The 22,064-nt window shown below is 72.7% G+C and carries 27 protein-coding genes; 12 read left to right on the top strand and 15 right to left on the bottom strand.

The window, feature by feature from the left end; genetic code table 11:
• Positions 1–4 precede the first annotated feature (4 nt).
• Complete coding sequence (locus IEZ31_RS12275) at positions 5–676, bottom strand: ATP-binding protein (protein WP_190249933.1); 672 nt, start codon at positions 674–676, stop codon at positions 5–7.
• A 331-nt stretch (positions 677–1,007) separates the two neighbouring features.
• Here IEZ31_RS12275 and IEZ31_RS12270 point away from each other — a divergent pair, with 331 nt between their 5' ends.
• The 4 genes from IEZ31_RS12270 to IEZ31_RS12255 all read left to right on the top strand — a co-directional run bounded on the left by IEZ31_RS12270 (position 1,008) and on the right by IEZ31_RS12255 (position 3,924).
• Positions 1,008–1,295 (top strand): hypothetical protein, encoded by a 288-nt coding sequence (locus IEZ31_RS12270; protein WP_190249932.1) that lies wholly within the window; start codon positions 1,008–1,010, stop codon positions 1,293–1,295.
• Between the two features lie 13 nt (positions 1,296–1,308).
• Entirely contained in the window at positions 1,309–1,845 is a 537-nt protein-coding gene (locus tag IEZ31_RS12265; RefSeq protein WP_190249931.1) for a hypothetical protein, read from the top strand.
• A 66-nt stretch (positions 1,846–1,911) separates the two neighbouring features.
• The gene (locus tag IEZ31_RS12260) at positions 1,912–2,742 is read left to right on the top strand and encodes a hypothetical protein (RefSeq protein ID WP_229834797.1); all 831 of its coding nucleotides are present in this window, start codon (positions 1,912–1,914) and stop codon (positions 2,740–2,742) included.
• A 675-nt stretch (positions 2,743–3,417) separates the two neighbouring features.
• Positions 3,418–3,924 (top strand): 3'-5' exonuclease, encoded by a 507-nt coding sequence (locus tag IEZ31_RS12255; RefSeq protein WP_190249930.1) that lies wholly within the window; start codon positions 3,418–3,420, stop codon positions 3,922–3,924.
• Between the two features lie 40 nt (positions 3,925–3,964).
• On the opposite strand, the gene IEZ31_RS12250 is transcribed toward IEZ31_RS12255, so the two are convergent.
• Complete coding sequence (locus tag IEZ31_RS12250; protein WP_190249929.1) at positions 3,965–4,198, bottom strand: hypothetical protein; 234 nt, start codon at positions 4,196–4,198, stop codon at positions 3,965–3,967.
• 218 nt (positions 4,199–4,416) lie between these two features.
• Here IEZ31_RS12250 and IEZ31_RS12245 point away from each other — a divergent pair, with 218 nt between their 5' ends.
• Positions 4,417–4,929, top strand: coding sequence for a hypothetical protein (locus IEZ31_RS12245; RefSeq protein WP_190249928.1), 513 nt, complete (start codon positions 4,417–4,419; stop codon positions 4,927–4,929).
• 37 nt (positions 4,930–4,966) lie between these two features.
• On the opposite strand, the gene IEZ31_RS12240 is transcribed toward IEZ31_RS12245, so the two are convergent.
• The 3 genes from IEZ31_RS12240 to IEZ31_RS12230 all read right to left on the bottom strand — a co-directional run bounded on the left by IEZ31_RS12240 (position 4,967) and on the right by IEZ31_RS12230 (position 6,107).
• Complete coding sequence (locus IEZ31_RS12240; protein WP_190249927.1) at positions 4,967–5,371, bottom strand: hypothetical protein; 405 nt, start codon at positions 5,369–5,371, stop codon at positions 4,967–4,969.
• The gene (locus tag IEZ31_RS12235) at positions 5,368–5,649 is read right to left on the bottom strand and encodes a hypothetical protein (RefSeq protein WP_190249926.1); all 282 of its coding nucleotides are present in this window, start codon (positions 5,647–5,649) and stop codon (positions 5,368–5,370) included. Before IEZ31_RS12235 ends, IEZ31_RS12240 begins: the two co-directional genes overlap by 4 nt.
• 173 nt (positions 5,650–5,822) lie before the next feature.
• Positions 5,823–6,107 (bottom strand): hypothetical protein, encoded by a 285-nt coding sequence (locus tag IEZ31_RS12230; RefSeq protein WP_190249925.1) that lies wholly within the window; start codon positions 6,105–6,107, stop codon positions 5,823–5,825.
• A gap of 231 nt (positions 6,108–6,338) precedes the next feature.
• Here IEZ31_RS12230 and IEZ31_RS12225 point away from each other — a divergent pair, with 231 nt between their 5' ends.
• Together IEZ31_RS12225 and IEZ31_RS12220 are read left to right on the top strand one after the other, a co-directional pair.
• On the top strand, positions 6,339–6,716 hold the full coding sequence (locus IEZ31_RS12225; RefSeq protein WP_190249924.1) for a hypothetical protein: 378 nt from the start codon (positions 6,339–6,341) through the stop codon (positions 6,714–6,716).
• Entirely contained in the window at positions 6,713–8,116 is a 1,404-nt protein-coding gene (locus IEZ31_RS12220) for a hypothetical protein (RefSeq protein WP_190249923.1), read from the top strand. Before IEZ31_RS12225 ends, IEZ31_RS12220 begins: the two co-directional genes overlap by 4 nt.
• A 14-nt stretch (positions 8,117–8,130) precedes the next feature.
• On the opposite strand, the gene IEZ31_RS12215 is transcribed toward IEZ31_RS12220, so the two are convergent.
• The 6 genes from IEZ31_RS12215 to IEZ31_RS12190 all read right to left on the bottom strand — a co-directional run bounded on the left by IEZ31_RS12215 (position 8,131) and on the right by IEZ31_RS12190 (position 12,125).
• The gene (locus IEZ31_RS12215; RefSeq protein WP_190249922.1) at positions 8,131–8,310 is read right to left on the bottom strand and encodes a hypothetical protein; all 180 of its coding nucleotides are present in this window, start codon (positions 8,308–8,310) and stop codon (positions 8,131–8,133) included.
• Positions 8,311–8,388: 78 nt separating this feature from the next.
• Positions 8,389–9,330, bottom strand: a complete 942-nt coding sequence (imuA', locus tag IEZ31_RS12210; protein ID WP_190249921.1) for a DnaE2-dependent mutagenesis accessory factor ImuA' — start codon at positions 9,328–9,330, stop codon at positions 8,389–8,391.
• A gap of 171 nt (positions 9,331–9,501) precedes the next feature.
• Entirely contained in the window at positions 9,502–9,894 is a 393-nt protein-coding gene (locus IEZ31_RS12205) for a hypothetical protein (protein ID WP_190249920.1), read from the bottom strand.
• Complete coding sequence (locus IEZ31_RS12200) at positions 9,891–10,070, bottom strand: hypothetical protein (RefSeq protein WP_190249919.1); 180 nt, start codon at positions 10,068–10,070, stop codon at positions 9,891–9,893. Before IEZ31_RS12200 ends, IEZ31_RS12205 begins: the two co-directional genes overlap by 4 nt.
• 128 nt (positions 10,071–10,198) lie before the next feature.
• Positions 10,199–10,699 (bottom strand): helix-turn-helix domain-containing protein, encoded by a 501-nt coding sequence (locus IEZ31_RS12195; RefSeq protein WP_190249918.1) that lies wholly within the window; start codon positions 10,697–10,699, stop codon positions 10,199–10,201.
• A 217-nt stretch (positions 10,700–10,916) separates the two neighbouring features.
• Positions 10,917–12,125, bottom strand: a complete 1,209-nt coding sequence (locus IEZ31_RS12190) for a hypothetical protein (RefSeq protein WP_190249917.1) — start codon at positions 12,123–12,125, stop codon at positions 10,917–10,919.
• 143 nt (positions 12,126–12,268) lie between these two features.
• On the opposite strand from IEZ31_RS12190, the gene IEZ31_RS12185 reads away from it, so the two are divergent.
• The 5 genes from IEZ31_RS12185 (at position 12,269) to IEZ31_RS12165 (ending at position 16,958) form a co-directional block, all read left to right on the top strand.
• The gene (locus tag IEZ31_RS12185) at positions 12,269–13,144 is read left to right on the top strand and encodes an adenine nucleotide alpha hydrolase family protein (protein ID WP_190249916.1); all 876 of its coding nucleotides are present in this window, start codon (positions 12,269–12,271) and stop codon (positions 13,142–13,144) included.
• Complete coding sequence (locus IEZ31_RS12180; RefSeq protein WP_190249915.1) at positions 13,134–13,298, top strand: hypothetical protein; 165 nt, start codon at positions 13,134–13,136, stop codon at positions 13,296–13,298. Before IEZ31_RS12185 ends, IEZ31_RS12180 begins: the two co-directional genes overlap by 11 nt.
• A complete protein-coding gene (locus tag IEZ31_RS12175) occupies positions 13,291–14,742 on the top strand; it encodes an Eco57I restriction-modification methylase domain-containing protein (RefSeq protein WP_190249914.1) in 1,452 nt (483 codons plus the stop codon). The genes IEZ31_RS12180 and IEZ31_RS12175 overlap by 8 nt, the downstream gene beginning before the upstream one ends.
• Positions 14,743–14,928: 186 nt before the next feature.
• Positions 14,929–16,581 carry a hypothetical protein gene (locus tag IEZ31_RS12170; RefSeq protein ID WP_190249913.1) on the top strand — a complete coding sequence of 551 codons (1,653 nt, stop codon included), beginning with the start codon at positions 14,929–14,931 and terminating at the stop codon, positions 16,579–16,581.
• A gap of 74 nt (positions 16,582–16,655) precedes the next feature.
• Entirely contained in the window at positions 16,656–16,958 is a 303-nt protein-coding gene (locus IEZ31_RS12165) for a hypothetical protein (protein ID WP_190249912.1), read from the top strand.
• A gap of 77 nt (positions 16,959–17,035) precedes the next feature.
• Here the strand turns inward: IEZ31_RS12165 and IEZ31_RS12160 are convergent, their stop codons facing one another.
• The 4 genes from IEZ31_RS12160 to IEZ31_RS12145 form a co-directional block, all read right to left on the bottom strand.
• A complete protein-coding gene (locus tag IEZ31_RS12160; protein ID WP_190249911.1) occupies positions 17,036–18,565 on the bottom strand; it encodes a hypothetical protein in 1,530 nt (509 codons plus the stop codon).
• Between the two features lie 380 nt (positions 18,566–18,945).
• Positions 18,946–19,605, bottom strand: coding sequence for a hypothetical protein (locus IEZ31_RS12155; RefSeq protein ID WP_190249910.1), 660 nt, complete (start codon positions 19,603–19,605; stop codon positions 18,946–18,948).
• 428 nt (positions 19,606–20,033) lie between these two features.
• Complete coding sequence (locus IEZ31_RS12150) at positions 20,034–21,611, bottom strand: ParB/RepB/Spo0J family partition protein (RefSeq protein ID WP_190249909.1); 1,578 nt, start codon at positions 21,609–21,611, stop codon at positions 20,034–20,036.
• A 122-nt stretch (positions 21,612–21,733) separates the two neighbouring features.
• Positions 21,734–22,064, bottom strand: a 331-nt coding sequence (locus IEZ31_RS12145) for a hypothetical protein (RefSeq protein WP_229834794.1), incomplete at its 5' end; no start/stop codon positions are given.

The raw sequence follows: 22,064 nt of genomic DNA, 5'->3' as shown, positions 1-22,064 counted from the left end.
GCCTCTACGCCTCGGGTACCGGCAGGGTGGCCGGCAGGCCGCCAGCGGGGGAGAAGGGGCGCCCGCCGGCCAGCCCGGCCGGAAGGTCGCCGAGCGTGCGGACCGAGTCCATGCCGATCACCACGGCCGCAGCGAAGCCGGTGGGCGGGTGCGGACCGGCGGTCGGCAGAGTGGCGCGGATGCTCGCGTGGGTGGCGAGCAGGAACTGCTCCGGTACCCGGCGCGAGCCGGACCGGCCAGCGTTACGGGCCCGGCAGACAGCCGCCGGGACGTCGAACACCACGGCGACGGCCGGGACTGCCGCCTGGGCGGCCAGATCCAGCAGCACCTGCCGGTGCTCCGGCTGGCCGTTGGTTGCGTCCACGACGGTGGTCTGGGGGAAGCACAGCCGCCCCTCGACCAGGGTGTGCAGCAGCCGAATCGCCCACGGTGTGGCGGCTTGGTCATTGGGGTCGCCGCAGACGGCCTCGCGCAGCCCGTCGGAGCTGACGATCTGCTGGGGAGGAAAATGCCGGCTGATCCAAGTGCTCTTGCCGGAGCCAGGGGCGCCGACCGCCATCACCAGAACCCACGGCGACGACGTGCCAGCGCCGACGCCGCGGGGGAGCTCGAGGTGCCGCCGCTCGGCGTCCGTGTCCTGCTGCGGCTGGGCGTCCTGCCCGACCTTGACCTTCATGGGCACCTCTCAGGGGTGGCCCGCGCACGCAGGGCCATCGACGCGACCGTACGAGCGATCTATGACCGCCTGGGCTACCAACCAGGGCGGGCCCAGCAGCGCGCCGCTACCACCGCGCTGCCAAGACGAGAGGCGGAGCGTCGGCCCGCTGCACCGTCCCGCACGAGGGACGCGGTGCGCCCGGGCCGGCTACCGGGGCCCGCCATCCGGCTGGCGGCGCGAAACGCCGGGACGGCCTCCCGTACCGGCTGGCGGGCCGCGTCGACGGCTACCCTCTGCTGCGGGCCGGCCGACACGGCCGGCAGCCACGTCAGGCAGGGGGCTTTACACGATGGGCACGATCGAGGTCGGCGACAACGATCGGCTGGACTTCGAACCTGGCCGGGACCTGTTGCGGCTGTACCCCGGGGTCGCCGGCGCCCGGATCGACCTGCAGCTGCGGGTCGGCCGCGCGCGTGACCAGGTGCCGCCCCAGCAGTACCGCCTCGCCGCTCACCTCGACGTCAGCCGACTGGCCCAGCAAGGCCGTCGCCGGCTGTGCCGGCTGGAAGCCGAGCACCTGATCACCCCCGGCGTCCGGCCGGTGGCGTTCACCCTGACCGGCGTCATCCAGCGATGAGCAGCTGCGCGCGGTGGAGCACCTGCGCGTCGGCGGCGACCTGTGGTTCGCACTGAGCCTGGACGTCTGGACCGTCGGCGGCGCCCCGACCGTGGTGACCGCTTACAACGGCACCATGGACTTCGCGGTGCCGACCGGCGAATGGTTCACCCAGCTCGACCGCGTCGACGCGGGCGCCCTCGTCGAACTGCTCGTGCCGATGCCGCAGGCCGCCGAGCACGCCGGCGCGGTCCAGCGCGTGCGCAAGGCGCGCGAACTGCTGCGCGACAACCAGATCGACGCCGCGCTCGGCGAGGCCCGCAAGGCCCTGGAGCCGGTCCTTGCGGCGGTCCGCGACGGCGGCCTGGCCAGGACAGCCCAGGACAAGGCGGCCCGGCGGCGGCTGCTCGACGAGCGTTTCGCGGTCCTGGTGGAGAACGTGTTCTCGCTGTTGAGCGGGGCCGCGCACGACGACGAGATCACCAAGGACTTCCGGTACAGCAGGGCCGAGGCTGAAACGCTCGTGGCCACCACGGCCGGCTTGGTCAACCGGCTGGCCCAGCAGCACTGAACCGGCGCCGAGGCGGCGCCAACTGCACCGCGCCATCCGCTGGCAAGGCCGCATAGCAGCCCGCGCGTGAGCGCGTCCACTACCCGCATGAGTAGTTACTGGAAAAAGCTGGAAGCCGATAGCGTCGCCGTCGTGCCGGAGAACACGATCGAGCAGCTGGAGCGTCGCATCACGTCACTGCGGGCCGAAGTCCGCGGCGCGGTGAGCGCCGGCGATCGGCCCCAGGCCGGGATGCTGTGGGCGCAGCTGCGCGCCGCTGAGGCGGCGTGGGATCAGGCCGTCGAGGCTTTGTCCCCGCTTCTTCCTGGGCGGACTGCGGCCACGTCGTTGGTGCCGCTGCGCGAACAGGTCCACAGCACGCTGACCCTGCTCGCCGTCCCCGCCACACTGAAACTCATCGCCCAGGTCTACAACGCCTGCTTCGCCGGCGAGCTCAACAGCGCCAAGCTCACCAGCCTGCGCCGGGATGAGGAACGCTCCTTCCGTACCGCGCCGGGCCGGCCCTACTACCTGTGCGCCGGGCTCGCTGCCGACCGGCTCACGCCGGTCCGCGCCCTGCTCGCGATCTCCACCTGGCCGCTCGAGCGGCGCATCATCGGGCCGCTCGGTTCGCGGGTCGATTTCCTCACCGCCGCCGTGAACGTCGCCATGCACCTCGACCGACGGCCCTGGCTCGACCCGGCCGCCGCCCGCCTGCTCGGGCTGTTCGCGCAGGGCATCCCGGGCGCCACCGAGGCTCATGGCACGGCCAGTCCCGACGCCGTCATCCGTGCCGCCCGAGCCGAGCTGGCCCATCACGAGCCCGTCGACCGGGCCCACCGCGAGGCGGCCGCGGACCGGGCCCGTGCGCAACTCGACGAGCCTGGCCAGCTCTTTGGCCAGCCGAAGCTGACGTAGCGGATGTCCCGAGTTCCGGCGTTCACGTCCGCCACGGGGTCCGAGCGATGACTGGACCATCTACCCGGCCGCCCCGCTGCGCCGGCGGAGCCCAGGGCATTTGGCGCCCCAGATTTCCGGAAAGTCGTACAGCTTTACGCGCAAGAAAGTGGTGTTGGACTGGAATGATGATGGCGTGAGGACGTTCTCGGTGCGATGTGGTCCAGAGCTGGCCGAGGTGGTCGCGGAGCGGGTGGCGATCGCGGCGGAGGTCGAGGCCGCCTGGTGGGCGTGGCGGCGCGGTGAGCTGGACGCCGCAGCGGAGGCCGGCGCCTGGTCGACGGCGCGGTTCGTGGCCGAGCGCCGGGCACTGACAGCCGAAGGGGCCCGGCTCCGCGCGGCCGGGGTGCTGCGCGGAGCACGCGGGGCATGGGTGCTGCCGGCGCTCACCACGATCCTGCACGAGCGCGGCTGGGCCGATCGGCGCTGGAAGCCGCTGCCGCCCGGTGCGGGCCGCGGCCGCCCATACGGCGCCGCCGACGCCGGCTACCGCGCCCAGGTCGTGCTGCAGCTGCCCGACGGCATCGCCGAACGGCTCGTGCGGGCCTGCTGGTGGACCTCGGCCCCGGCGGAACGTGGTCTGCAGGACTGGTACGAGCAGCACGGCGACCACCGCCGCGGCGAGCGGCCCGCGCCATGTTGCAGCCCGGCGCCGCGGTCATCCTGGACACCGAGACCAGCGATCTGTTCGGCGCCGTCATCGAGCTCGCCGTTATCGACGCCGCGACCGGCCGCAAACGCCTGGACACCTTGGTCAACCCCGGCCCGGACCATCCGATCCAGGACGGCGCTCATGCCGTGCACGGCATCACCGACGCCGACCTGGCCGACGCGCCCACGTGGGCGCAGGTCCTGCCCCGCCTGAAGCGGGCGACGAAGGGCCGCACGATCCTGGCCTACAACGCCGACTACGACGCCACCGTCATCCGCGCCGACACCGCCCGGGTCGGCCTGGCCGCCGGGCACCTCGCCGACGACGAGCAGTGGGGCTGCGTCATGCTGCGCCGCTCCGACTGGAGCCGCTCACCCCGCTGGCAACGCCTCGGTGGCGGACACCGCGCCCTGGACGACACCCGCGCCGCCCGGCAGGTCCTGCTGGAGATGACAGCACCAGCTGGGTCGCGGTTGGCGATCCGCCGGTAGGGGCCGGCGCGGGCTGCCCGCCTGCGCCGGCTTTGCCGGATCATCGATCGGCGTCGTCATCCCGGCGGTGGCGCGTCCGGTCCCACCAGCTCTGCCACCACGCGAGACGGTCCTCGGACTTCTGCGGGAAGACGGCTCCCACGATGCCGATCACCACGGTCGCAATGAGCAGCACCACGATGATCCACATGGGAACGGGGGCGACGGCGTACACCAGGGGAACGCCGGTGAGGGACAGGGCGGATGCCGACAGCGCAGGCGGTCGACGAAGCATGGAGCGCTCCTTGACGGCTTGCGGATCCGAGACCGAAGCGGACCCCTCGTGGGTCGGCTTCTGCTCGGATCGGCGTGTCGCCTAGGTCACCGTTCGACCTGCCCCCTCGTCTCGTTGCCCATTTCGGGACCCGGCGGTGCATGTCGCGGTGCCGGTAGACGCCCTGCTCGGTCTAGCGCTCGTATCCAGATGTATGCCTCAGCATAGATCATCGAGGCATGGCGCTGGGCCTTCAGCTGTCGGCCGAGGTGCCGGTAGGGTGCGCTCGTCGCGATGTCGTGCACCGGGGGGCCGCCGTGTCGATATGGGTGATGGTTGCGGCGTTGGCTGCCGTGCCGCTGCTTGTGGCGATCGTCGGGGCTCGAATCGGGTTCGGCGAGCTTGAGGTCTGCGTGCTGGCCGAGCTGGCGACGCTGGGGCCGGTGTTCGCGCTAGCCTGGCGGTTGACCAGCCTGGCTGGTATTTCCGGGGTGCCCCGGCCGTCTGGGTATCTGCCATGGTTAGTGCTGGTTGGCCCCACGGTGCTGGTCACCCTGATCGTGGCCGTCGCACACATTCTTCCTGGCGGGCGGGGAGAAGCCGTGCCAGCCGTTGGGCGGTGCGAGCGCTGCGCCGAGGCCCTGTTCACGGATCTCACCGGGCACCGGTACTACTCGTTGGAAGGCCAGTACCTGTGTCCGCCGGCGCTGCGGGCGCCGGGCGATCGGCGCCATCACCTTGTCGCGGGCTGACCGGGCCGCCGAGCCGCCTGGCCTTCTGGTCTTGCCGTCACGCCGCCCGCCGGCCTTGATCCTGATCCTGGGCGGGCAGGGTGGACAGGGCCCGCACGGCGTCGGCGAGGGAGATGGGCCGGTCCGGGACGGCGAGCATCTGCTCGACCCACTGGCGGATGAGGGTACTGGCGGTGGTGCCGTGGTCCTCGGCGTAGGCGCGCAGCCGCTTGTGGACGGGCACGGGCAAGCGCACGGAGGTGGGCACCGTGGCAGTCTCAAGATCCTCGGCGGGCGGCAGCTCGGCCAGCACCCGGGCCGCCTCGTCCGGCGGCAAGTCGCTGAATGTGAGCGTGCCGTCGGTCATGGCCTGGTGAACCTGGCCGGCGACGACTGCGGCCTGGGCGTCGCGCAGCGCCTCGTCGGCCTCTCCGGCCCGGCTGGCCTCGGTGTACTCGCTCATCGGGTCGCCTCCCATTCCTGCAGCTGTTGCTCCTCGTCGGCGGTGAGCTCGCGCGCACCGGTGATGTGGGCGTTCAGCGTGCCCCGGTCGGGCCACAGCACCAACAGCAGCGCCCGGCCAGTGGCGGTGCGGCCCCAGATAGTCAGGACCGTACCGGCCGGGCTGTGTCCCAGCCGGGGCCAGCGTCTGCCGTAACCGAGGACCTGCTGCACCTCATACGGCTCGATGCCCAGCTCGGCAAGCCGCTCCAAGACGCCACCGGCCCACGTAAACGCCACGCACTCAACTGTAGTGCAGATGCACTACCGGATACAGTGGCCGACTACCTTCCCCACCCATCAGCGCCAGCCGGCGCGCGGGTGACAGCAGGCGACTCTCGCCGCACGCCACCCGCCCCATCCGTTTTGTGGCGGATTTCCATAGCGCAGGATCGCCACCCGGCAGCGCGCCGCTATCCTCCGCCGACCGCCCGGCCAGGCGGCTCGTCCTCGTCGGTGGGCTCGTCGCCGCGGGCCGCGTCCAGTACGTCCGGCAGCACGGAGAGCACGCCCGGGCCGTGCGCGTCGACGAGCCCCCGAGCGAAGTCCAGCCGCCCCCGCTCCGCGCGGTCGCGCCACCACGGCTGCAGGAGCGCCGGGAGCTGCCGGGCCACCTGACCGACACCCCAAACCATCATGATCATCAGCCGCACCCACCACGGCCAGTCGACGAGCAGTTCAGCAAACGTTGTGTCCATGCGAATACCTATCGGCACGTCGCGGCCCGAACCTGTACCCCGGCGCTTCGACCCCGGCCGCCGAACGCGCCACCCCACAACGTGCTCGCCCTGGCTGCGGGACGGGTTGAGCTGGCCGCCGACGTGCCCGGTCGCTGGCTGGGCCTCGGCATGCTGCGGAAACGCCGGTTTTCCACAGCTTCGGAGGTACGGGGTGGACCACGTGGCCGGCCATGGCGCACGCTGCCGGACATGACCTACAACGACCTTGCCCGGGCGGTGACCAACGAACTGGGCGCCGACGACGGCGACGAGCTCGCGCAGGCCGCGCTACAGCTGGCGCTGCAGGCATGGCATGCCCTCGCCGATGGCGACCCCGCATGGGACCGGTTCGGCCTCGACCTGCTCGACGTGCGCGGCCGGCTTCACCCGAACCCGACCGTCGCCGTCGTCACCCCAGCGCCCGACCGTGACCGGCCGGAGCTCCGGGCCGCGGTGACGACCCTGGTGCAGGCCCTCGCCGATCGACACGAACGCGTCGCGGCCGGCGCCGAGCGCGCGCTGGCGCAGCGGCTGCAGCTCGACGGGGCCGCGGTCCAGCTGCGCCGGGCCGCCGAGGCGCTGGCATGACGGTCGGGCACTGGACCGACCAGGCGAGCGCGAGCCTGCGGGCCGCCGCCGACGCCATGGCCGGTCGGGACGTCGTGCACGCCGACGCGGCGCTCGGCGTCATCCACGCCCGCCGCGACGCCTACGCGGGGCTAGCGCACCTGGCCGAGCTGCTCGTCGGCGACAGGCCCCTCCGGCCGGAGCCGACCAGGGCCGACGCCGGCGCCGTTCTGCGCGATCACAGCAGGACCCACCTGAGTCGCATGCGCGTCGGCCTGTACGCCGCCACCGTGATCGACGGGCCGCCCTACCCGCCGGCGGACGCCCCACGAACTCCGGTTGATCAGGCCATGCGCCGGGTGGCCGACGCTGTCGGGGTCGCCGGCGACATCATCGCCAGCCACATCCAGCCCGGGCAGCGGCCACGCACACCCGAAGGGGTGGCGATCCGTGCCGGTGGCGGCGTCCGCGCCGCACTGGCCGATGTTGGGCGGCTCACCCGCCAGCTCCTTGCGGTCGATGCGAAGCTGCCCGGCTGGCTACGCCGCGCCGACCCCCACGACCTCGGCCGGTTCGGACCGCCCGCGGCGGCCGCGCGGTGGGCCACCAGAAGTCGGCTGCGGGTGGTGGCGGAGCAGGTCATCGAGGACGGCGCCGGCCTGGAGCCGCTGCTGCGGCTGCTCGACGCCGCGCCGGCGTCACGCGGCACCGTGCCGGCCGTCGAGACCGCCGACCAGGCCGTCGCCGCGCTGGCGACCGCCCGGACCTGGCTGTGGCAGCATCCTGACCAGGTCCAGGCCGAGCACCTGCTGCTCGCGACCCAGCTCGGCCTCGCCGTACACACCATCGCTGGTGCGCACACCACCGGCGACCCGGTGGTGCAGCTGCGCGAGTGGCGACGGGCGGCGAAAGCGCTCGCCGACCTGCATGGCGCTCCCACCGCCGCGCCCGGCCGGCCCGCCGCGGCGGAACTCGCCGAGACGCTGCGGTGGACGCGCGACCGCCTACATCCCCGCGACGGTGAGCCCGCCGGACAGCGCGTCGACCAGGTCGCTCGTCTCCACGCCGACCTGCCCCTGCTTGCTGAGGCGCTGCACCGGGCCGTGCCGCACACCGTGGCGCGGGGCGAACTGTTCCGTGGCGAGCCGGACCTGCACAAGCCGCTGGGAAAGCAGCTGTTCTACGCCAGGACCAACTGGACGGCCATCACCCAGCCCAACGCCGCGACCAGGGCCCTGGAACGGGCGTTCACCGAACTCGAACCGCTCGATGACCTCGGCGCGCTGCGGTCGCTGCAGGCCCGAGCCGGACAGGCATTCCCGCGACCGCCACGGCCGTCGGCCGGCGCACCGGGTCCAGCGACCCCGCTGGGTCCAGGAGTGGACGGGACGCCGGGCCAGGTCGTACCCCGCGGCCGCTGAGCCCGTCACGCGGGTCATCGCCGCCGAAGCACGGTCAGCAGGTCGACCAGGACCCGGCGGGCCGCGGCCCGCCGGTCGCGATGCGGATGCAGCACCGCCACCAACGCCACGACCGCGACCAGCACCAGGTACAGCATCACCGGGATCATCGGCAGCAACAGCGTAGAGCGGCTGGCGACGGCGAACAGCAGCACGAAACGTCCCTCCGTGGACGGGGTGCTGCGAGCCGCGGCCCATCGTACGGACCGCGGCGCCCGTTCTCACGACAAGGGCTACCCGGCCCGCTCGCGGGGCAGCCGGGCACCGGGCGGCGGCCCGGCGAAGAACTGCTCCCAGGCGTCCGGCTCCGGCTTCGGCAGCAGCCTGGGTGCCGGGGCGGCCGGTGTCGACGGGAACACGCGGTCCGGGTCGGTGATCGGCAGACCGGGGATCTGCCCGGGCAGCGGGCCAACCCGCTGCGCGATCGACGGCGGGGGAAGGGTCGTGCTGACCCGGCGGGGTCGTTCGGCCCGGCCCCGCCCGGCGGCCTCGACGGTCGCCTCCTGCAGGCGCAGCCGGCCGCGGCCCTGCCCGAGCCCGAACCAGCGCCGCTGCACCACCTCGAGGCTGACGTCGCAGCCGGGCCAGGCCCGGGTGGAGATGAGCACACACCGACGCTGGCGGGCCCGAGCCATCAATGATCGGGCCGTCGCAGCCGGGACCTCGGCCGGCGCGGCGACCGCGACGACGTCGAGCCCGTCGACGAGCGCGGCGACGACCGCGGCCCACTGCTCGCCCGGATGCGGGACCATGATCATCCGTTCGAGGTCGATGCCGTACTCCTGAGCGGGCAGCGCACTGAGGCCGGGCATGCCCACGACCGCGGTCCAGGCGCCCTGCGTCATCGCCTCGGCGACCAGGGTGAACAGCAGGCTGGCGGAGCCGAGCGCGGACAGGGTGGCGCCGCGGCGGATGCCGCCCGGCCAGGGCAGCAGCCCGGCGAGCTCCGGCACGACGGGCATCACACGGGCGGCGTCCGGCTGGGTCAGCGCGACATCGGCGGCCCGGTCGACCACCCGGTTCAGCGTGGAGGTCCGTTCCCGGCGCTGGCCGGCCTCGCCGACCGCGGCCAGAACTCGAGCGACGTCGGCTTTGGAGTCGATCCGGCGCCCGGTCCATGCCCGCCGCGGCCGGTCGTCGTCGACCGGGCCGTCGATGCGGGCCGCCACGGACACAGTCGTCTCCCTCCTTGTGCCGCGCGGGGGAGGACGCAGGCTGAACCACCGGACGTCGAACGTACGTTCGACAACTTCGAGGGTAAGGGTGGCGCGCCGCTCAACGCAAAGGTCGGCGCCGTGCCCAGGGAGGGCGCTGCTGAACGGAACCCGGCAGCGTGACGCCGACGGTTACCAGACCTGAACGGTGTCGATGCCCACCTTGTCGTACGGTGCCGGGTCCTTCGTGAGCACGTGCGGTGCGAGCTCGTAGGCCACGACCAGGCCGGCGCACGCCCGGCCGAGCGTGCCAAGCCGCGGCGCGGCCAGGTAGACGTCCTGCCACATCGAGCCGAGCACGTCGTACAGCACGGTGTGGGGGAGGGTGGTGAGCACGTCGATGAGGTCGAGGCGGGGGAGGTCCTCGCCGATCTCGGCGGCGGCCTCGGCCAGGCACGGCACCGGAATGGCGCACGGTGTTTCACCGTCGGCGATCTCGGCCAAGACCTCGCCGAGGTGTCGGCTGCCCTGCGTGTAGGCCAGGACTGCGCTGGTGTCCAGGACAGTCGCGAACCTCAACGTCATGCGGCCTGGCCGCGCAACCGCCGCAGGGCCGCCGCGGCGCGTTCACGCCGTTCCGCGTCCGTCCAGCGGGCGTCGGCGTCGGCGAGCTGTTGCCGGGCCCGCTGGCGCCCCTCGGCAGTGAGCAGCACGCCGCGCTCGTCGACGCTGGCGTCGGTGCTGCCGGGTTCCACGGTCATGGCCTGAGGATACGCCCACGGGTGACCGGCGGCGTCCCCCTCGCAGGTCCTCGGGCGGGCCCGCCGGCCGAGCGGAGTGCCGCGCGCGGCGGCCGCGGCCACGGACTCGACCAGGGCGCGAGCCGATCTCATGCCGGCGCCGCGGCGGCGGTGAGCGCCCGGGCCTCGTCGAGCTCGATCTGCAGGACCTCGGCCAGCGCTTGCTGGTCGGCCTCGTCGGTGATGGCGGCGATACCCTGCTCGACGCGGCTGTAGTAGGCCCGTCCGAAACTCAGCTTCTCGGCGACGTCGGCCTGGTTGAGCCCGAGCCGGGCACGCAGCGTGACCAGCGTCCGCGGGGTGTCGGGCTTGAACAGGGCGAAGGCGTCGACGCCGACCGCCTCGGCCAGTCGGCGCAGCAGCACGGCGCGGGGGGTGTGGGTGCCCTGTTCGTAGCTGATCACACGGTTCCGCTCGGTCTCTACCGCCTTGGCCCATGCCTCGCCGGTCACCGCCGCCGGGCTGCTGCCCTTGGCGGCCAGGCCGGCCTCGAGCAACCTCACGGCGACGTCGCGCTGGGTCAGGCCCGCCTTCGTGCGCGCCTCGCGCAGCCGCTGCGGATCGAACGCCTCGACCCCACTGTTGCCCACACGGCCCTCCCGGCCTCCGCTGCCCTTACCGGACAAGGATGCCGTACCGGCGGCAAACGGGGCGGTGGTGGGCGGGTTCGGCATGGCAACTCCCTGCGACAAGCGACTGGCCCGGGCCGCCATTGGGTGCGTCAGCGGCCCGGGCCAGCCCGGGGGAAAGGAGGAATGCTCCGCGGCCCAACGGCCAACCACAGATTACACGTATTGTCTGTGATACTCAATCAGCAGGTGTCACCCGCGGGGCTGTCACCGCGAGGGGCAGCGCCAGCTGGCCGGAGTCCGGCAGCGGCCGCGGTGCGCCGACGGCGTCGGCCCAGCGGTCCTCGAAGCCCTTCGGCTGTTTGTCGGCGACGCCGGCGGGCGCGGACACCCAGAACTGCTCGACGAGGGGATACTGCACGCCGCGCTCGCGGGCCCAGGCCCGCAGGTAGCCGTACTCGTCGACCTCCAGCCGCAGTTGCCGCTCGCCGGCCAACGCGGCGATGCCCCGCTCGACCTCGGCCCGGGTGCCCAGCGCGACGGTGCGCACGGAGCGGTCGGCGGTGATGGTGGCCGGGTTGCTGCGCGATGGACCCTTGATCCGGCGGACCTCGTAGCAGGCCCACGTCGCGCTGGCCAGGTGCTCCTCGGTCAGCTGCGCCGCCGGCAGCCCACGCTCGGTGCTGCGCTGACGCGCCGAGGACCGGGTGCCGAACAGCGTCGAGCGAGGATTCAGCGCCAGCGCGGTCGTCTCCAGCAGCAGCGTCTCGACGGCCAGGGCCGGCTCCTGTGTCCACCGCTGGAACATCAAGTCCGCCTCCGGCCCCGCCTGAAACGGACAAAAGCCGCAGCATGATCGACTCCACGGCTCGCCGAACAGGTCCTGCAGCCATGTGGCGCACCGCGCTCGATCCCAATCCCAGCTCACGAGCGGAAACTCCGAGGTGCGCCGGCGGTCGGTGCTGAACGAGCGGTCCTTCGCCACGCGGTCCAGCTCGTCCGCGGCGAATCCGATCACGTGCCGGAAGTCGCCGGCGACGTTGCATGCGATCCACGCGTCCAACGGCTCGGCCTTCCACTTCAACGAGCACCGTCTGGCGTGGCGGGCGGTCTGCGGCACCGTGCCGGTCGTCCACAGCTCGTCGACGAGCGCGATCGGCCCGCGCATCACCATCCGCCGCGGCGCCCGGCTGTCGTCGAGCACCACGTAGCCCGGCACCACCCTGCGAGTGCCCGGGGCTCTCGGCTGCCGGGCCACCTGCACGTACCGCACCCCGTGCGCGCGCATCAGCGGCAGCAAGTACGTCGTCATCAGCCGCTCGGTGGCGCGGTACTCGCTGCCCACCATCGCGGTGATCACGACCAGGTCCTCCAGGGCGAAGTCGCGCGAGGCGGGATCGGTCAGCCATCGCGCCAAGATCGCGGCGCTGTCGATCCCCATACCCATCGACAGCACGACAGGACCCCGGCCGGCCTTCGCTGTCTGCTGGCTCACCGCGGCCCCCGAGTCTCGTGGTTCATACGTATAATTCATGATACCATGGTGGTGAGGGCGTCCACCAGGGACGACGCGAGGTGGGGGAGGCGTCAATGGGTGCGGTGCGACCGGCGGCGACGCAGCAACTGACCCTGTGGGAAGAGGCGCCCGTCGACGTCCGGCTTACCGACTTCGACGTCATCGTGATCTTCACCAGCGCCGGCAAGGACTCCGTGGCCATGCTGGTCGAAATCACCGACCGGGCCCGCCACGACGGCGTGCTGGACCGGGTCGTGGCCGTGCACGCCGACCTCGGCGTCATGGAATGGCCCGGCACGATGGAACTCGCCGAGCGCCAGGCCCGGCAGGTCGGCATCACCCGCTTCGAGGTGGTCCGCCGGCACCGCAAGCCGGCCGCCGACGCCCCACCCGGCACCAAGGGCGAAGTCGAGGACCTGCTCGGCTACGCGCTGCGGTGGGGCTATTGGCCCACTCCGGACGCGCAGTGGTGCACCTCTGATCTGAAGCGAACCCCGGCGGATCCGCTGCTGCGCCGGCTGGGCAACGCGGTGCTTGACCGCGACCCGCAGCGCACCACCCCGGCGCGGCTCCTGCTGTGCTACGGCATGCGGGCCGAGGAGTCGTCCCGGCGCAAGAAGATGCTGCCGTTGCAGCCGTACACGCGCATCGCGGCGAGGAACCGCGAGGCGGTGAAGTGGCTGCCGCTGCACCGGTGGAGCACCGAGGAGGTGTTCGCCCGCGGTGACGACGCCGGCGTTGCCCGCCATCCCGCGTACGCGCTGGGCCAGTCCCGCCTCGTGTGTGCTGTGCATCTACCTCACGCCGGACGAGCTCGTCCGTGCCGCCCGGGCCAACCCGCTGCTGGCGCAGTGCTACGCCCTCGTCGAGGTCACCATCGGGCACAAGTTCCGGCTGGAGCTGCCCATGGTCGACGTCCTCGCCGCGGCCTGTATCCCGATGCTGCCTGACGACACGTCTCGCGACGCGGCCCTGTGGACCCGGCTCATCCGCGAAGCGGACCCCGAGCACCTGGCCCGCTGGCCCCAGCCGGCCCGGACCTGGCGCGACGTGCTGGACTTCCTCGCCCCGCACCTGGCCGAGGAGGAGCCCGGTGATGCGTGAGCTGCGCCCGCGTCAGCCGAACGACGAAAGGCGACTCATGCAACCTGGCGGAACCACCGAGCAACTCTCTCTAGACGTGCTCGACCAGCGGCAAATCGACATCGCTGCAATCCATCAGGGAACGGGTATCTACACCGCCGCCCCGGAGATCGAAGCGCTGCTCGACCAGCTCGGCTGGCCCGCACAAGGCCGTCGGCTGCTCGACCCCGGAGCCGGCAATGGCGGCTTCCTGGTAGCGGCACTGCGCCGGCTGGACCTCGCCCTCGACGACGTCGAGGGAGCCACCCGGCGCGTGCATGGATACGAGTTCTACCGCGGCGCGGTGGCCGACGCCCGTAGGGCCGTATTCGAGCATCTGTGCGGGCGTGGCTGGACCTCGGCAGCAGCATGGCGTGCCGCAAACGAGATTGTCGAAGACCACGACTACCTGCTATCCCCTGTCCCCGCCGGAGTCTGGGACGTTATCGCCGCAAACCCGCCGTACTGGCGCCTGGCTAACCTGCCTGCCGGGTATCGGATCGACTACGAGGCCATCGTCCCGGCGCACGCCCGAGCTGACCTGCTGTACGCATACCTCGACCGCTCCGCAGACGTTGTCACCCGCGACGGGCACATCGGCCTGATCACCGCGGACAGGTGGCTGCTCAACTCCGGCTCCCGCGAGTTGCGCCGCAGGCTCGGCACCCGGTACACCGTCGCCAGCGTCCGCCGCCTGGACGCCGGGTCCGCGTTCTATCGGTCGAAGGCCCGCCGCAGGGGAACCGTGTCCCGGGTCCACCCGGTCAGCCTCATCCTTACCCCCACCGGGTCGGGCCGCCCGCTCGGCGCCGAACCGTTCCGGCTAACAGCCCGGCCCGCCGTTGACGGCGTGCCGCTGCGCGACATCGCAGAGATCCGCCTCGCCCCCTGGCTCGGACCGGACGGGATCTTCGTCGTCGGCCCCGACAGCGGCCTGCCCGCCGAACACCTCGTGCCGATCGTGGAACCCGCCGACATCGACGGAGAGACGGTACGGCCCCCACGCAAGTGGGCGCTGGCGACCGACGCTACCGAGCCACCCCCGGTCATCCTGGCGCACCTCGACGCGACCCTAGACTGCATGCCCAACAGGGGCCGCCGGGCCGTGCGCTGGCTGCCACCCGAGACATTCACCGGAAGGCTGCCGCTCGACCGCGATGCCGTGCTCGTCCCGCGCATCGCCCGGCGCCTAACCGGCATCCGGCTGCCAGCGGGCCGCCTGCCCATCAACCACGGCCTCGTCGTCATCTCCGGACTTCCGGTCGAGTCCGTCCTCGCCATGCTGGACGATCCGGAAGTACAAGCCCAGGCGAACGATCTGTCGCTCGGTATTGACAACGGCTACCGCAGCTTCACCGCGACCCTGCTGCGTCAACTTGTCATACCCCGCCGACACCTCACCGGGGATCCCGTCTCCCGATCGTGATCGGTGTACCCGCCGCCAGCACGCCGGTCAGGCCATCGGCAGGCCAGTCCCAGCTCACCGCTCTCTGACGGCGAAAGGGGCGCCGACCTGGATTGGCGGCGCCCCGGCGTCGGCGCGAGTCTCGGGTGTCGCACGCCGGGGCTTGACTAGACCGGATGCTGGATCAGCGGAGAGGAGGACGGCCAGGTGGACGCCCAGCACTCCGGCGAGGTCACCGGCCTGGGCTCGGCACGGCAGTTCGCGGCCGGCATGAGCGCGGCGTTCGCCGGACAGTCCGAGCACACCGGCGAGTTCGTCGAGCTGCTGCGTGCCCGCGGTGTCGACGGGGCGGTGGTCACCGCGGCGGAGGACGCCCAGCGGGCCAGCGACACCGCGGCCGCGGCGTGGGCCCTCGCCGACCAGGCACTCACCGCACACAAGCAGGTCGGCGAGGCGTACGCCGCCAGCCCCGGCGCCGGCTCCAAGGAGTTCATCGTGGACGCCGCGGCGGCGCCGGCCCCGATGCCAGCGGACGCTTCGCAGCCAGCTTCTGCAGACCGGCTGGCCGACGTCGTCGCCGACATCACGCCGGCGGCCGTGCGCACCTCACTGCCCGGCGGCCTGGCCGCTGACACCCAGCTGGTCACGCTCCCAGACGGGCGCAGGGCGGTGCACAAGCGCGGCCGGCACGACGATCCCGCCTGGACTCGGCGGCAGGCCGACGCCGAGATCCTCACCGCCACCGTCGCCGAGGCGGTCGACGCCCGGGTCGCCGAGGTGATGCGCGACCCGAGCGATCCAGACGCCGTCTACCTCGAGTACGTCGACGGGCCGCCACCCGCCCGGCAGGCCGGGGTCGGCTCGTCACGCGAGCTCAACGAGCACCCGGACGCCGTGCGGCTCGGACTGCTCGACGCACTGACCGGCAACGCCGACCGGCAGGCCATCATGGCCGCCGCCGGACCCGTCGGCATCGACCACGAGCAGAACTGGCCCAGCGGCGCCACCGGACCCTGGGACCTGCCCTCCACAGCCGGCCAGCCGGCCCAGGCGTTCGCCGACGAGGACGGCTTCAAGCCGGGCCCGATCCCGCGCGAGGACCTCGAGGCGCTACAGCCGCGGCTGGAGGCGCTGCGCCCCGAGTTCGACGCGCTCGGCCGCGGCGCCTGGCACGACTACACGATGAACGCCCACGCGCAGCTGTGCGACCGGGCCGTCCCGGCGAGCCGGCCAGCACTGCCCGAGCCGCCGCTGCGCGGCGACGCCGCCCTGGACGCTCCCGCCCTGGGCCTGGACGCCATGACGGCCGCCGGCGACCCGCGCGCAGAGTCGCTGTGGTTCCGCACCGGCGACAACTCGATGACCAGCGGTTACGGCGAACCGGGCTGCTTCGTGCTGGAGCGCCACCTTCGCGACCCGTACCGGACGCCCGGTCAGTACCCCGAGCTGGACAAAGTCGCCGAGGACATCGACGCCGCGATGGCCGACAGCACGCTCACCCGGCCGATCGAGGTCTACCGCGGCCTCGACCTCTACGGCCTGATCGACGCCGCACCGGGCCAGTGGCGCGGCCGGGCGTTCCACGACCCGGCCCCGGCGCAGGTCAGCACCGACCCAGCCGCGGCCGCCAGGCACGGCACGGTGGTCACCGTGACCGTCCCGCCCGGCGTCGGCGCGATCCGGCTCGCCGGCCCCGCGGAGGAATCCGGCCATGACCTGCTCCTGCAGCGCGGCCTGACGTACCAGGTCGTGGACGAGCGCGTCCAGCACGACGACCGGGGCCGGGTCATCAGCCACGAGCTGCACGTCGAAGTGGTCCCGCCCCGCCGGCGACCCCCGACGGACGGCGACGGCGAGTAACGGGGCCAGGGACGTCCCTCGCTTCCCGACGTGGCGGCCGGCCCGCACGCCGGCCCGGCCGGGATACTGGGCCGATGACGACGCCAGAGGCAGGCAACGACGAGCTGATCCAGCAGGTGCTGCAGGTGGTTGCGCACGCCACCGGACCGATCGGCCGCTTCGACATCGCCGACGCCATCGACCCCGGCGACCCCGACCTGCAGGAGGGCACGGCCGAGCACGAGGCGATGCTCGAGCAGCGCATCGCGATCATCCGCGCGGCCGTCGACGCGGAGCAGGCCGGCCTGCTCGAGTCCGAGCGGCCCGCGGGCGGTGACGGGGCGGACCTCGTGCGCATCACCGCGCAGGGACGCGAGCAGCTGCAGGTACGCGGGTAGCCGCGGCCCGACACAACGAAACGCCCCGCCCGAACTTCGGGCGGGGCGTTTCGTGGAGGTGCCGGGAAGCGCCGGCGTCAGCTGACCGCGGCGTACCCGTTCACCAGCTCCGGCTCGTTGACGAAGCCCTCCGGGATCGCCGCGCCGAGCTCCTTCGCCTTGAGCCGCAGCCCGCCCCCGCGGGCCGCGTTGCGGACCTTGCGCAGGTGCCGGACGCTGCAGCCGAAGCGGTCGCGGGCGGTGTCCTCACTGATCGACTGGCTGCCGAGGGCCACGCCCGGCAGGTCCTGGCAGACCTTCACCCACAGCGCCATCCACTCGGCGCACGCCTGCGCCGTGGCCGGCAGCGCGACGTCGCCGCCGCCCTGCTCGCTGGTCGGCGCCGGCACCAGCGACGTCACCGACGCGCGGGGGGAACCGGCCGCGGGCACCGTGGTGTAGCCGTGGTGACCGTTGCCGTTGCCGTTGCCGTTGACGGGCTGGAGGCGGGCTGCGGCGATCGCCCGCTCGGCCTCGTGCCGGGCGTGCTCCACCTCGGTCTGCGCCTCCCGCCGGGCCTGCCCGATGGCAACCTCGGCGTCGCGGCGGATCTGCTCGACGGCGAGCTCCGCCTCGTGCCGGACCTGCTGCAGCTGCAGCTCCAGCTGCCGGACCTGCTCGCCGGTTTGACCGGCGTCGGCGGTGCTGCGCTCCAGCGCCGCACGGGCTTCGGCGAGTTCGGAACGCACGGCCTCGGCGGTGGTGGCCGCCAGCTCGGCGTGGCGCCGCGCCTGGTCGGCCTCGGTACGGGCCGCCGAGACGAGCGCGTGCTCCGCGGCGGTCAGCGGACGAGTCCGCTCCGCGCTGTCGTGCACCAACGTGATCTTGTCGCGAACCTCGTCCAGCATGTCGGGGTCGGAGTTCAGGGCCAGTTTGTGCAGCTGGGCGGTGAGGCGCTGAACCTTGCCCGGCTTGGTGCCCGGCTTGTCGGCCAGGTGCAACTGGTGCCGCAGCTTGACCATGGCCTGGATGTGCCGCTGCCGGTCGACCGTGGCGAGATCCTGCGCGCCCGGCCGGGCCAGGCCCAGGGCCACGAGGAGCCGGCGGGGCGTCCAGGTCCAGCTGATCGCGTCGGCCGCCTTGGTGACACCGTCGCCGGTCATGCCCGCCCACCACTGGTGCGTCACCAGCAGCGGCACCGCGAAGCGCAGCAGCACCTCGACGAAGCTGTCGCTCGCCGCGGCGGCGATGCATCCCATGACGACCGCGATCATCCAAGCGGCCTTGCCGTGCTTGCCCGGCCGCCCGTGCTCCTTCTGGCTGCGCTCAGCGCGGATCATCTCCACCGCGAGCTGGGTCTCGAAGACGACGAACGCGAACAGCGCGAACGCCGGCGCCAGGTCGAGCTTCTGGGTCGCCACCTTCCACATCGCCTCAGCGGACCAGCTGAAGCCGATGAGCAGCGACACCATGGCGAGGTGCTTGTCCGGCCGGCCGCTGCGAACCGCTCGGCGCACGCCCCAGGCGAGCATCGCCACGGTCAGGGCTAGGCCGACCAGGATCAGCAGCCCCGCGTTGTGCTCGGCAAACGCTGCAGCGTCGGCGATGGACTCGGTGAATCCCTTCATGCCGTCACCTCGCTGGCGACGGGGTTCGTGCTCGACATCTGGGTTCCTCCCCGGTGAAGCGGAGCGCGCCGCGCAGGCAGCCGCAGGTCAAGGGGTGACCGGACGGGAACGGGTGAGGTGATCGCACGGCTCGCCGGCAGTACCTCGACGCGTCCGCGGCGTACCGCCACGGCCGGAGGCGGACCTGTCAGCACCGGATCACGTCCCACTGCATCTCCCAACGTCACTCGATCAGAGTATCACAGATTATACGTACGACATAGGTCTCGTGGCCGTGGTGAGCGCCCGGGGGTCCGTTGTCTGAGGCAGTCAACATCACGCCCATGACAGAGTCTGCCGATCGAGCGTTACCAGTGCCGTGACCGACGCGTTTGGGCGTGTCAGATGTCGCCGGAGTCGGCAGCGTCCGGCTCGCGGCGCTTGCGGTTGAGCCGCTGGACGATCTGCAGGCTCACCGGCCTCCCGAGGCGCCGGGTCAGCTCGGCGGCGATCTCGCGGTTCTTGAGCGGGGTGTCGCCGGCGTCGGCGAGGACAGACTCGAGGTCGGCCACCGTGGGTGCCCGCCCGGGTGTGCGGCCGCCGGTGCGCCGCTGCTCCGGGAACACCCAAGCGACGGCACGGGCGTGCTTCCACCGGTACACGTGGCCGTTGCGGGCCGGCTTGGTCTCGTCCGGGTACGGCAGGTAGCCGTCGCGGTGCTCGTCCCAGTCGTTGAGCGACAGCTTGACGTAGCCGCGCATGGTCCCCGGGTCGACGCCGCGGAGCTCGGCGAACTCCGTGAGGTCGATGAGCCGGTCCGGATCCCCGGTGGGCGGCGGAGCGGCCTCGGGGCGCGGCTGCGCGGCCCGGTACGCGTCGAGGTCAGTCAAGGCGAACCAGTCGCGGCCGTCGACACGCTCGGGCAGCGGAGCGGGGAACCCGGTCCTCGCCCGCTGCGCTGGCGAGGAGATCATCCGCACCGTGTTCAGCGCCAGGTCCAGATACTCGGCGGCGCCGGCCCGGTCGGTGGCGTCCTGCCCGCAGACGGTCCTGATCTCCACCGGCGCTCCGGCTGGCTGGTCACGGCGGCGGCCGGGGAGAAACGCCGCCGAAGCGGCGCCGGCAACCCCCCGGCCGCCTTCCAGAAGTCCGCTGCAGGCGGAGCCCACCGCGGAGAAGGCCACTGTAGCGTGCCCGCGTCCCGGCGTGTCGGCGCCGCTCTGGGCAGAGGCAGGGCGGCGGGGGAAGCGGGTGGCCGCGGCCGCCGGCGGCACCTGGTCTGGCCGAGGTGCGCTCGAGCCCGCGGGGACGGGCGGCACCGGGCCGGTGGGGCCGGTGCGCGCCGTGGTGGTGGGGGTTTCAACCGGCATCGGGGTTCCTTCGTGGTGCGCTGGGCGAGCCCGACCCGCCGGGAGGTGGTCCGGCGGGCCGGGCTGAAGGGGCGAGGGTGGGCGGTGGCCCGGCCCGTGAGCCGGGCCACCGCGTGCGGTCAGTCCGCGATGAGGGGTTCCTCGTCGAAGGTGTCTTCGGCGTCCTGCGCCTCGGCCGGGTCCTGCTCGCTGGGCTCCGGCGTCTCACCGCAGGCCCGGCGCTCGATCGCGGCCAGGTCGTACCCGCACGCCTCGAGGAAGCGCAGGTACCGCACCGTGTCGGCGCTCGTGTTGCGCCAGGAACTCTTCTCCTTGAGCGGCTGCTCGAAGGCGGCCAGCACCAGCGCCAGGGCCAGCACCTGGGCGCGGGCCTCGCTGGACTTGGCGACCAACGTGGTGAACGCGTCGGTCTGCTGGTGCCAGGAGGGCCGCGGACCCTCCAGCTTGAGCAGGTCGAAGGCCAGCGCGTAGCCGTCGGTCAGCGCAAGGCCCGGCCGGGCCAGGCTGGCCGCGAGGAACACGGCCGCGCCCTTCGGCAGCGTCTTGCGGATAAGGAGGGAGGTGACCAGCCACTCGCGGCGGACCGTGGTGGCGCTCACCCAGTCCTTGTTGGACTGGATCACGTCCCGGCGGGCGGCCCGGGCCGCCTCGCGCTCCTCGTCGGTCATCTCGGCCGCCGTCTTCTTCTGGCTGCCGGAGTCGTAGCTGCGGTAGCGGTCCTCGTGGCCGTGCGCCGGGTAGTCGGTGCACACGTACTTGGCCGTCCACACGTAGACCTCCCGGGTGCGGGACGCCTGCTCGCCGCCGGTCTCCTCGTCGTCGGCGTCGTCCTCGTCGTCGTAGTCCTCCTCGTCCTCCGAGATGTCGTCCTGGTCGGTGATCTCGACGAGGTGCCAGTCCTTGCCGACATAGGCGGCGTGGCCGGGGCACTCACGGTGGTTGTCTTCGTCCAGCGGCTGGCCCTCGGCATCGGCAAGCCGGTGCAGGGACCGGACCTTGGGGTCGCTGCGCTCCGGCTCGTCGACGACCGTCAGCCCGGTCGCAGCCAGCTCGGCCTCCACCGCGGCGCGCTTCGTCTGGTCGGCCCGGGCGTCGCGCAGCCGCTGCGCCAGGTGGTCGAAGCCCCGGCCTTCCTTCGCCGAGACGATCAGCTGGGTGACGGCCTCCTTGTCGCCCTCGAACTCGGCCACGACGGCGGCCTGCTCGAGGTCGAGGAAGTCGTAGCGCTCGGTCGCGCCCTTGGCCAGCGGGCTGTTGGCGACGGTCAGAGCGGTGGTCACCTCGTCCCTGTTCTTGCGGCTGGTGCGCTTGGCGATCTGCGCGGCAGTGAGGCCGAACGCCGCCATCTGCTGGTACGCCTCGACGCGGTCGCCGGTGCTGACCCCGGCGCGGTGGTCGTTCTCCACCAGCTGGTCGCCGATCCGGTCGGTCTCCTCGGGCTTGGCCACGACCATGACGGGGATGCTGTCGCGGCCCGCCTCGACCGCGCCGAGGGTGCGGCGCTGGCCGTAGAGGACCACCAGGCGCTGCTCGTCGTCGCGGTAGGCCACCACGGGCTCCAGCACGCCGCGCTCGCGGATGCTGTCGACGAAGTCCGGGGTCAGCCGGGCGTCGCGTCGGACGTTGACGCCGACGATCAGCTCGCGCGGGTCCGGGTGCACGAGTTGGGCCAGCTGGTTGCTCGTTTCGATGCTCACAGTTCCTCCGGTTCTGCGGACTTCTGGGTCGTGAGGTCCGGGTTGCCGTCCCGGCCTCACATATATAATGATACCCCATTTGAGCGGTTTCTGTCCACTCGAAGATCCAGAATCTTTGCCCGTTACTGGGCTGTGAGCTGCGCTTCCACCGCTTCGGCGACCGCCGGTGGCAGCAGCCAGGGAGTGATCTGACGACCCGGGCACGGCACCGGGCGGGGCAGCACCCGGACGTCGGAGAAGATCAGGTGATGGGCGGGCCGGGCCGCCGCGCCGTGCCACCGCTCGCCCCACGGCGCACAGCACACCCGGCCGCGCTCACCGACGGCCGGGTGGCAGTCGACCAAGTCCACCACCGCGATGACCGCGCCGATGGCCAGCAGCGACGGGCCCGCCGCGGCGGCGTCCGGGCCGGCCGGCCGCCACAGCCGGTCCGGCCCGCCGAGGCGGGCGAAC

This window comes from Dactylosporangium sucinum, from assembly GCF_014647515.1.
In the GTDB taxonomy this organism is placed as follows: Bacteria; Actinomycetota; Actinomycetes; order Mycobacteriales; family Micromonosporaceae; genus Dactylosporangium; species Dactylosporangium sucinum.
Note: the sequence above shows the minus strand (reverse complement) of the source record. Positions and strands in the feature narration are given on the sequence as shown.